At 73.0% G+C, this 9964-nt stretch carries 10 protein-coding genes; 4 read left to right on the top strand and 6 right to left on the bottom strand.

The window, feature by feature from the left end; genetic code table 11:
• Together EIO00_RS23490 and EIO00_RS23485 are read right to left on the bottom strand one after the other, a co-directional pair.
• A partial coding sequence (locus tag EIO00_RS23490; protein ID WP_161602790.1) for an FUSC family protein occupies window positions 1-1287 on the bottom strand: 1287 nt, incomplete at its 3' end.
• Between the two features lie 452 nt (window positions 1288-1739).
• Window positions 1740-2201, bottom strand: a complete 462-nt coding sequence (locus tag EIO00_RS23485; protein WP_140182534.1) for a hypothetical protein — start codon at window positions 2199-2201, stop codon at window positions 1740-1742.
• A 478-nt stretch (window positions 2202-2679) separates the two neighbouring features.
• Between EIO00_RS23485 and EIO00_RS23480 the strand changes: the two genes are divergently transcribed.
• Window positions 2680-3093: a YybH family protein gene (locus EIO00_RS23480; RefSeq protein WP_140182532.1), complete on the top strand. Its 414-nt coding sequence runs from the start codon at window positions 2680-2682 to the stop codon at window positions 3091-3093.
• 84 nt (window positions 3094-3177) lie between these two features.
• On the opposite strand, the gene EIO00_RS23475 is transcribed toward EIO00_RS23480, so the two are convergent.
• The gene (locus EIO00_RS23475) at window positions 3178-3465 is read right to left on the bottom strand and encodes a hypothetical protein (RefSeq protein WP_140182530.1); all 288 of its coding nucleotides are present in this window, start codon (window positions 3463-3465) and stop codon (window positions 3178-3180) included.
• A 216-nt stretch (window positions 3466-3681) separates the two neighbouring features.
• On the opposite strand from EIO00_RS23475, the gene EIO00_RS23470 reads away from it, so the two are divergent.
• A complete protein-coding gene (locus tag EIO00_RS23470) occupies window positions 3682-4596 on the top strand; it encodes a VOC family protein (RefSeq protein ID WP_241661556.1) in 915 nt (304 codons plus the stop codon).
• On the top strand, window positions 4593-6062 hold the full coding sequence (locus EIO00_RS23465) for an FAD-dependent oxidoreductase (protein WP_241661555.1): 1470 nt from the start codon (window positions 4593-4595) through the stop codon (window positions 6060-6062). Before EIO00_RS23470 ends, EIO00_RS23465 begins: the two co-directional genes overlap by 4 nt.
• Window positions 6063-6319: 257 nt before the next feature.
• On the opposite strand, the gene EIO00_RS23460 is transcribed toward EIO00_RS23465, so the two are convergent.
• Entirely contained in the window at window positions 6320-6562 is a 243-nt protein-coding gene (locus EIO00_RS23460; RefSeq protein WP_140182528.1) for a ferredoxin, read from the bottom strand.
• Window positions 6559-7701, bottom strand: a complete 1143-nt coding sequence (locus tag EIO00_RS23455) for a 3-ketosteroid-9-alpha-monooxygenase, oxygenase component (protein ID WP_140182526.1) — start codon at window positions 7699-7701, stop codon at window positions 6559-6561. The genes EIO00_RS23460 and EIO00_RS23455 overlap by 4 nt, the downstream gene beginning before the upstream one ends.
• A gap of 157 nt (window positions 7702-7858) precedes the next feature.
• On the opposite strand from EIO00_RS23455, the gene hsaA reads away from it, so the two are divergent.
• On the top strand, window positions 7859-9028 hold the full coding sequence (hsaA, locus tag EIO00_RS23450) for a 3-hydroxy-9,10-secoandrosta-1,3,5(10)-triene-9,17-dione monooxygenase oxygenase subunit (RefSeq protein WP_140182524.1): 1170 nt from the start codon (window positions 7859-7861) through the stop codon (window positions 9026-9028).
• A 137-nt stretch (window positions 9029-9165) separates the two neighbouring features.
• On the opposite strand, the gene EIO00_RS23445 is transcribed toward hsaA, so the two are convergent.
• Window positions 9166-9777, bottom strand: coding sequence for a TetR/AcrR family transcriptional regulator (locus EIO00_RS23445; RefSeq protein WP_140182523.1), 612 nt, complete (start codon window positions 9775-9777; stop codon window positions 9166-9168).
• Window positions 9778-9964 lie beyond the last annotated feature (187 nt).

The following is a 9964-nucleotide window of genomic DNA, read 5'->3' as shown; positions in this document are numbered from 1 at the left end:
GCCGTGCCCGGCCGGCGCCGGCACCCGCAGCGCCGGGGCGTGCCGCCGCAGACGACGGGCACGGCCGGGACGGCGGGGCGCCTCGCGCAGCGATCGGGCCAGGGCGCGGGGCGCACGGCGGATGCGGGGGCGGACGCGGGACCGGGCAGGGCAGGCGCGCTCCACCGGAGGGAGCAGATCGCACAGACGGGTCAGATGGACCAGCAGCTCCCCGTGCAGCGGCCAGTCCGCCGGGCCGCTGGCGGGATCGGCGGGCAGCAGCCCGCTCAGCCGGTCACGGGCGGCCCGGGCGGCGTTCACATGGTCCCGCAGCGCCCGCGCCAGGCCCTCGTCGCCGCCGCCCGACCGCAGCGCCACCCCGTAGGCGTGGGTGGCCGAGGCCAGCTCCCGCAGCGCCTCGGCCAGCGTGCGGCGCACCTCCTCGCCGTAGAGGGGAGCCCGCTCGTCGCGCCGCCGGGCCTGATCCGCCAGCCCCCGGGCCAGGCCGCGCACGGCGAAGGTGGCGTGCTCCTGGTTCTCCAGCCCGCCGCGCAGCGCGACGGCGGCGGTGACCAGCCCCGCGGCCCGCGGGTTCAGCCGCAGGCTCTCCTCCGCCTCGTCGAGGGCCCGCTCCACCCGGAGGATCTCCCGGCGCAGCCGCTGCGCCCGCTCCAGCCACCGCTCCACCGGAGGACGCGGCTGATCGCGCAGCTCACCGGCCATCGCCCGGAGCAGCCCCGCCATCTCGCGGGCCAGCTCCTCGGCCGCCTCCCCGGCGGGCCGGATCCGCACCGGCGAGGCCGCCAGCCGGGCCAGCAGCCCCACGCCCGCGCCGATCAGCGTCTCGGCGACCCGGGTCCACGCCGCCGTCGACACCGCGTCCGGCACGTGCAACGACAGCACCAGCATCGCGCTGATCGGGACCTCCAGGCTGTGGTCGCCCAGGCGCAGCGCCTGGCCGATCACCAGCGCGGCGGCGATCGTCACCGCCAGACTCCACCAGCTGAACCCCGCGCAGACGGCGAAGCCCACCGCCACGACCACTCCGGCCACCACGCTGACCACCCGCTGGCAGGCGCTGCGCAGCGTCTGATACCAGGTGACCTGCACCACCAGCAGCGCGGTGAGCGGCGCCAGCAGCGGCGGCGCGCCGTCGCCGATGATCGGCAGCGCGGTCAGGTAGGCGAGCGTGGCCGGCACGGTGAGCCGGACGACGGTCACCGCGGCCGGCTGCACCCGCCGGCGCAGCGACCGCAGCCGCTCGGGCGCAGGTGGACGAGATCCGGTCGCCTCCTTTCGTGGCCGCATGGGGCGAACGCTCTGCGTGTTGGACATCGCTCCTTGACCGCTCAATCTGATCCGAGGGAGGGGGGACAGGGGGTGGAGAAGGATCTGGGCGCAGACAGGCCCGCAGGCCGTGCGCGGGCGCACGGCTCCGTCACAGGCTCCAAGGGGGGTGGATGACAGTGCGGGCCGCCGGGTTCGTCGTCCCCGGGGTCGGCTGCGTCACAGCGATGCGGCGGGCATGCACCCGCCGTTCACGGATCGAGCACCATAGTACGCACCGCGGCGATCTCCTCCCGCCCGCCGAGCGCGGCCGATGCGCCGGACGACGCCGGCGCCGGCTCCTCCGAGGACACGCGGGATCGGGAAAGCGCCAGGTGAGGGACGGGACGCCGAGCGGCGGCGGCGTGCCGCCGGCCCGCGTTGTGATACGGGACGCATCCGCGGACGCGGGGCGGCCGAGATCGTGACGATGCTCACGGGCATGCGGCCGTGACGCCGCTCACGGTCGTGAGGGCGGTGCGGCCGCCGCCCGCGCGGTCGGGGGCGTCGTCGCGGTCACCGGTCGACGTGACGTTCGCACCGCTCGCGGCGATCCCGACGGAGAGGCGACACGCGGCGTCCCGCGGGCGGCCGGGCGCCTTCGCGGTGGGTTCTTGATCCACGGCGGCCGCCCAGAGGAGTTCGCGGAGGCCGCGGTAGTGCTTTTCGTGGTAGCGAAAATGCTCGCAGGCATGGATCGACGGATCGTCTCCCGCGGTGCTCACGTTCGATGTGCAGTACGTGCAGGAACCCGCACCGATCACCACTGCATCCTCCGGAAACGAGGTGTCCCCTCCCTTCTCCCGCGTTTCTCCGAGCATTTCGTCCTTGATGCGTAGTGGGTCCGGGAAGGGCCGTTCGAACCAGGGTGGCGGCGGGTGCGGGTTTCCGCCCATGATGAGCAGGAACTCCCGGTGCAGGTCCGGCGGTCGGCCGACCCGCTGTACCGCATCACGTGCTCGACCTGACCGTGGGTGCAGGGGGTCAGCCCTCCCGGTTCGATGTTCCGGGCGGCGCGGTTGCATTTCCGGAACTCCCGCATCGAGAACGTTTCCGGATTCGGTTGGAGGGGCCGTCGGGAAGAGCCGCCTCGAGCCTTCTTCCCTGTCTTGTCCACCCGATCGACCTATCGCGCTCCTCGCATTCGACGGTGGGCTGCTGCTCGGCTGTGGCGTGGCGCCCGAGGAGGCCGTTCCACTCGGCGCGCTCTTCCGTCGAGCGGGCTTGTTGTACATTGCGCGGGTCGTCGAGGCCTCGCGTTCGTTGCCGCCGGCCCGTGTCCCTCTCCGGAGCGGATCCCGACCGGCTGACGAATTCTGTCGGTGTCCCCGAGTTGTATGAATGCCCAGGCCATCGACTCTGAAGATGAGGATCATGACGAGCGACGACCGGGCACGGATCGAGGCCCTCATCCGGCGCTGGGCTCGAGCCGTCCACGCCGGGGACATGGACGGCGTCCTGGCCGACCACGCCGACGACATCGTGATGTTCGACGTTCCGCCGCCGCACGAGGGCGTCCGCGGCATCGACGCCTACCGCGACGTCTGGCCGCCGTTCTTCGACTGGCAGGCCCACGGCGGCACGTTCGAGATCACCGAGCTGGAGGTGACCGCCGGTGAAGATGTCGCCTTCGCCCACGCCCTGCTCCGCTGCGGAACCCGCGAAGAGCACGAACGCCGCCCTGAGCGCCGGTTGCGCCTGACCATCGGACTGCGCAAAGAGAACGGCCGGTGGGTCATCGCCCACGAACACCACTCGTTCCCCATCTCAGAGGAGGAGGCGTCCTAGAGCGAGATCCGCCCGTCCTCACCGGCGGTGATCTCGCCGGTGCCCCGGTGGACCGCATCGGCGCTCCCCGGTCCGGCGGGCCGGTCAGGCCGGTGGCCGCAGCACGTAGCGCACCGTCAGCACGATCACGCCGAGCCCAAGCGGCACTGGCGCCGGCATGCCGAGCACGCCGACGACGACTTGCCGGCCCGTGGCGACCGTCGCACGGGTGGCGGTCGCGCGGCCGGGGATCGTGCGGCCCTCGTCCTCGAGGTCTGCGCGTTCGACCGGACCCGACCTGTGCGTTCCGTCGGGCAGGGTCCACGAACCGCTGCATTCGACGATGTCGTTCTCCGTGCCGGTGGTCTTGCATCGCTCGACCCGGACGTCCACCTTCGACCCCGACACCTACGTCCACGCCGCCCGCATGCCGTAGAACACGCCGCTTCCCAGCAGGAGCACAAAGGCCGCGGATCCGAAGACGACCACCCAGCGCCGGGGGTCGATCCGCCGCTTCTGCCGAACATGGGGGATTGCGCGGACTCCGGGGACTCTCGCTGAGCGGGAGGAGGTCGGCGGGAGCCGGGGGAGTCTGGGACGTTGGGCGGCGTGGGCACAGTGACGCACATCCGAGGACTGGGATACCTGAGGGTCCAGGCACGGGACATCGGACGCTGGCGGGAGCTGACGGTCGACGCGCTGGGGTTCGCCGAGGGCTCCGGCGCCGACCCCGGCGGGCTGTATCTGCGGATGGACGAGCGGAGGCATCGCCTGGCGGTGCTGCCCGGCGACGTCGACCGGGTGCTGGCGGTGGGCTGGGAGGTCCGCGACCAGTACGCGCTGGCCGCCGTGCGCGAGGCGGTGGAGAAGTCCGGCGTCCGGGTGCGGGAGCTCACCGGTGAGGAGGCCGAGGAACGGGACTTCGAGGCGGGCATCGCGTTCGACGCCCCGGGCGGGACGCCGACCGAGGTGTTCTTCGGCCCGGTGCTGGAGCACGGCCCGCTGCGGCTGGGCCTGGACCAGAGGTTCGTGACCGGGCCGCTGGGCATGGGGCACGTGGTCATCCCGACGCCGCGCAGCGAGGAGGTCGCGGCCTGGTACGCCGAGGTGCTCGGGTTCCTGCCGCGCGGCGCGATGAAGGCCGGTCCCCGGGCACGGATCCGGTTCATGGGCGTCAACCGGCGGCACCACAGCCTGGCCATATGTCCCGCCCCGCACGACGGGGACCCCGGGCTGGTGCACCTGATGGTGGAGGTCGACGGCCTCGACGCGGTGGGCCGGGCGCTGGACAACGCGACCCGGCTGGGCTTTTCGATCTCCTCCACGCTGGGACGGCACACCAACGACAAGATGATCTCGTTCTATGTGCGCGCCCCGGGCGGCTTCGACATCGAGTACGGCTGCGAGGGCATGCTGGTCGACGAGCGCCACTACACCGCCGAGGAGATCACCGCCGACAGCTACTGGGGCCACGACTGGTCCGGCGCCGAGCCGCTGCCCGCCTTCGTCCCGCCCGCGTCGTGAGCGCGACGGTGGAGCCGGTCGGGCTGCGCGAGATCGGGCGGCCCGACCACGAGTGCGACGTGCTGGTCGTGGGGTTCGGCTGCGCGGGCGCGGCGGCGGCCTACGAGGCGGCGAACGCCGGCGCGGACGTGCTGGTGCTGGAATGGGCCGGCGGCCCCGGCGGCGCCTCCGCCCAGTCCGGCGGCGAGCTGTACCTGGGCGGCGGCACCGCGCTGCAGAAGGCGTGCGGGTTCGACGACACCCCCGACCAGATGTACGCCTACCTGGAGGCGGCGCTCGGCCCGCACCCCGACACCGCCAAGCTGCGGCTGTACTGCGACGAGAGCGTGGAGCACTTCGAGTGGCTGCGCGCCCGGGGCGTGCCGTTCAAGGCGAGCCTGTACTCGACGCCGACCTGGATGCCGCCCACCGACGACGGGTTGATGTGGCTGGGGGAGAACGCCTGGCCGTTCACCGAGATCGCCGAGCCCGTGCCGCGCGGGCACCGGCCGGCCGCGCCGCTGTTCGCCGGGAAGGTCCTGATGGACGCGCTGTCGGAGGCCGCCACGGGGGCCGGCGCCGTCGCCCACGTCGACACCCGGGCCACCGCCCTGATCCTGGACGACGACGGCCGGGTCGCCGGGGCGATGGCCCGCCGGTACGGGGAGCGCGTCGCCTACCGGGCGCGGCGGGCGGTCGTGCTCACCACCGGCGGGTTCGTGGACGACGAGGAGATGCTCGGTGACCACGCCCCGATCCTGCTGGGGCACGGCAAGGTCAGCGACGGGCGGAGCGACGGCTCCGGGATCCGGATGGCCGCCGCGGTCGGGGCCGCCACCCGGCGCATGGGCGAGGTGGAGGCGGCGCTGACCGTGCCGCCGCTGCTGGTCGCCCGGGGGATGCTGGTGGACGCGCTGGGCCGCCGCTTCATCAACGAGGACGTCTATCCCGGCCGGTTCAGCCACCAGGCCCTGCGGCACCAGCCGGGACCGTACTGGGCGATCATCGACGAGGAGGGCCTGGAGCTGATCCCCGAGGCGGATCTGTGGGGCGCCCGCCCCAAGCACGTCGCCGAGACCCTCGCCGAGCTGGAGGAGTCGCTCGGCATGCCGCCGGACTCCCTGACCGTCACCGTCGAGGTCTACAACCGGCACGCCGCCCGCGGCGAGGACCCCTGCTTCCATAAGAACCCCCGGTGGCTGCGTCCGCTGAGGCCGCCGTTCGCGGCGTTCGATCCCGGCGACGGGTTCTGGGGGGTCGGCGGCCCGTCCAGCGGGATCTCCGGCTTCACCCTCGGCGGCCTGCGCACCGACCTCGACGGCGCCGTCCTCGACCACTCCGGAGCCCCGATCCCCGGCCTGTACGCCGCGGGACGCGCCGCGCACGGCATCCACGGCGAGGGCTATGTCAGCGGCACCTCCCTCGGCGACGGCACCTTCTTCGGTCGCCGCGCCGGCCGGGCCGCCGCCGGCGAGACGCCGGGGTGATCGCGTCCGGCCGTCCCACGGCCGCGCCCCTTGGGGCCGCCCTCGGCGAGCGGGCGCGCACACCGCCCGAGACGGGCGGGTGAGGGGAGGGGTTCATGGACCGGCGAGGCCTTCTCTTCTCCATCCCGGGACACCGCGGTCGCCTGCCGAGGGGACGCCCGGTCGACGACGGCCGGAGCGTCGGGTGCGCTCCGAGGGAAGATCCGCCGGAGAGGCGGGCCCGGCGGGTCTCCGTGGAGGACATGCGGGATTTCCGCTCAGCCGTCCAGGACCTCCAGGTCGCCCTGCGCCGCGGCCAGGCCGATCGACTCCAGCAGGGAGGGGCAGGTGCGGTGGCGGTCCGGCGGCGGTTCGGCGCATCCGGTCATGGAGGGGGTGCTCCACTGGATGCTGGTCTGCTCCCAGCTCGCCTTGCGGACCAGCACCTCGACCCCGCACCGGCGGCACCGCACCGGCCGCATCGGCATGTCCTCCAGCCGGACGTCCGGGCGCACGGTCATGCGGGGTCGTCCCCGGCGGCCTGGGCGGCCAGGTTGCGCTCGACCTCCCGCTCCCACGCCTCCACCGGCCGGGTGGTGTCCAGCTCGAACTCGAACCGCGCCGTCATCTCCGGCGTCACGTCCGCCGCGTCCACATAGAACTGCTCGTACCAGCGGCGGAGCTGGTAGACCGGGCCGTCCTCCTCGCACAGCAGGGGGTTGTCGATGCGGGCCTTGGTCTTCCAGATCTTGATGTCCTGCTCGAACCCGAGCTGGATGAAGTCAGACAGCCTGCGCGCCATCTTGTCGGCCTCGTCGCCGGGCAGCGCCTCGCTGCGCTCGGTGATGATCCCCGACTGGAGCACGAACGAGTTCCGGTCGATGGGGTAGTGGCAGTTGATCAGCACCGAGTTGATGTCGAAGCCCTCGTAGTGGTACGTCAGCTCGTCGATCATGAACGAGGGGCCGTAGTAGGTCGCCACCGAACTGTTGCCGAGCAGCTGCGGACCGCGGGAGGGGCGGCGGGCGTCGGGCCGTGCCCGGCCCTTCATGATCTGGGTCGCCGTGTGCCCCTCGAAGATGTTCTTGAAGTACGTCGGGAACGAGTAGTGGACGTAGAAGAAGTGCGCCATGTCGACGACGTTGTCCACCACCTCCCGGCAGTTGGCGTTCACCACCGTCTCGGTCCACACCCAGTCGGTCCACCGGTCGCTGGTGGCGCCCGGGATGCGGGGGATGGCCTGCTCGGGCGGCGGCGGGTTGCCCTCCGGGTCGTTCCAGACGAACAGCATCCCGTCCTGCTCCAGCGTCGGCCAGGCGGCGGTCCGCGCGCGCAGCGGCACCCGTCGCGAGTAGGGGATCTTCTTGCAGCGGCCGTCGCCGCCCCACCGCCAGTCGTGGAAGGGGCAGGCGATCTCATTGCCCTTGATCGTGCCCTCGGACAGGTCGCCGCCCATGTGCCGGCAGTAGGCGTCCAGCACGTTCAACCGGCCGTCCTCGCCGGCGAACACCACCAGCTTGCCGCCGAACGCCCGCACCGCGTGCGGCCTGCCGTCCCGGAACCGTTCCGCCAGCCCCAGACAGTGCCAGCCCCGGGCGTAGCGGGTCGGGATCGCCTCCGCCTCGATGACGCGAACGCCGTCGGACTCGGTAGCGGTCACGATGCTTCATCCCTTCGCGGGCGCTCCGGTACGCCTGCACGCTATGCCGTCGAGGTGAGGTCGCCGTGCCGCAGTCCCGGTGGCCGGGACGCCCGCCCGTGCCGTTCGGCGTCGGCGTGGTGTGCTGCAGCCGCGCGGACATCGAGGGGAGCGGCCGATGAGCGACGAGAAGGTCTTGGAGGCGATACGGGAGCTGCTGCCGGCCATCCGCGAACGCGCTCGGACCGTCGACGAGAAGGGGCGCATCCCGGCGGCGACCATCCGGGAGCTGACCGAGGCCGGAGTGTTCCGCATGCTGCAGCCCGTCCGGTACGGCGGCCTGGAGGGCGACCCGGTGACCTTCTATCGGGCGGTCCGGCAGATCGCCGGGGCGTGCGGCTCCACCGGCTGGGTGACCGCCGTGCTCGGCGTGCATCCCTGGCAGCTGGCCCTGTTCCCCGACCGGGCCCAGCGGGAGGTGTGGGGGAACGGCCCCGATGTGCTGCTGGCCTCCTCCTACGCCCCGATCGGGCGGCTCACCCCGGTCGAGGGCGGATATGAGTTCTCCGGCCACTGGGGGTTCTCCTCCGGATGCGAGTTCGCCGACTGGGCCCTGCTCGGCGGGCTGGTGGTGGGCGCCGAGGGACGCCCGGTGGACTTCATGACCGTGCTGGTGCCGCGGGCCGACTATGAGATCCGCCGGGTGTGGGACTCGATGGGGCTGCGCGGCACCGCCAGCGACGACATCGTGGTGGAGCGCGCCTTCGTCCCCGCCCACCGCGCGATGCGCAACTACGACCAGGCCCGGCTGCGCGCCCCCGGCTGCAAGGTCAACACCGGCCCGCTGTACCGGATGCCGTTCGGCACGATCTTCACCACCACCGTGGCCACCGCCGTGCTCGGCGCGGTGGAGGGCTGTTACCGCTCCTATGTGGAGGCGATGCGCGACCGGATCCGGCTCAGCCTGGGCGGCGGCCGTTTCGTCGAGGACCAGTTCTCCCAGGTCGCCGTGGCCCGCGCCGCCTCCGAGATCGACGCCGCCGTGCTGCAGACCGAGCGCAACGTCCGCGAGATGTACGAGCACGCCAAGGCCGGGGCCGCGATCCCCATGGAGCTGCGGCTGCGCGCCCGCCGTGACCAGGTCCGCGCCACCGAACGCGCCATCGAGGCCATCGACATCCTGTTCAAGACCGCCGGCGGCAACTCCCTGCGCCGCGGCAACGTCATCGAGCGCGCCTGGCGGGACGCCCACGCCGGCAGCGTCCACGTCGCCAACGACGCCGAACGCGCCCTGGCCATGTACGGCCGGGGCGCGTTCGGCCTCAAGATCGAGGACAACCTGCTGTGATCGGTCCGCGGACGTGATCGCGTGCGAGGCGGGGCGGGTCCCGCACCCGGGAGGGGATCCGCCCCGCCCTCCGTGCGCCTCGCCTCGCCGCGCCCTCGCCGCGTCCCGGTGTCCGTGCACGGCGGTGCGGTCGGCGGTCACTCTTTCCGCGTCACCGCCGGGAGGATGTGGGCGAGGGCGCGGCGGAGGACGTCGGCGAAGGGTTCGGAGCCGTCGCCGGTCACCCAGTGACGGCCGGCCACCCGGACGGCGGCGGCGACCGCGGCGGCCATGACGTTCGGGTACAGGTCGCGGTCGGGGTCGGTGCCGGTGCGTTCGGCGATCGCCTCGGCCAGCGGGCGCTCGGCCAGGGCGAACGCCTTGAGCGCCTCGCCCTCCAGCTCGGGGGTCTCCATGATCATGCGGAGGCCGGCCCGGTCCGGCGGGGGGATGGCGTGCTCGATCACGGCGGCGGTGAGGGCCTCCTCCAGCGGCTCGTCGGCCGGCCGGGCCCGCAGGATCCGCCCCAGCCGGCGCGCCCGGTCGGCCTGGAACGCGCAGATCGCCTCCTCACGGCTGGAGAAGTAGTTGTTGTAGGTCCGGGGCGAGACCCCGGCGGCCTCGGCGATGTCCCGGACCCGCACCAGCGCCAGCCCGTCGGGGCCCTGCTCGATCGCCAGGCGCAATGCGGCGGCGCCGATCGCCTCCCGGGTCTCCAGCTTGCGGCGGGTCCGCAGGTCACGCGGCTGCTCGTCATCGGTGGCGTGCATGCCTTCACCCTAGCCGATGATTGCTCATCACGCACTAAGTGCGTGGCACGCAATTTGTGGTGTACGGTGGCGTCCGGGACGGCGAGCCCTGGTGCAGGGCGTTCGTCGCGGGCGCCGTCCCTCCCACCCATCCCCGACGAGCGGGAGGAACGATGGCTGCAAAGATGATCGCGTTCGACGAGGAGGC

This window comes from Thermomonospora catenispora (genome assembly GCF_006363815.1).
GTDB lineage: Bacteria > Actinomycetota > Actinomycetes > Streptosporangiales > Streptosporangiaceae > Thermomonospora > Thermomonospora catenispora.
This window is presented reverse-complemented; position numbering and strand designations above follow the sequence as displayed.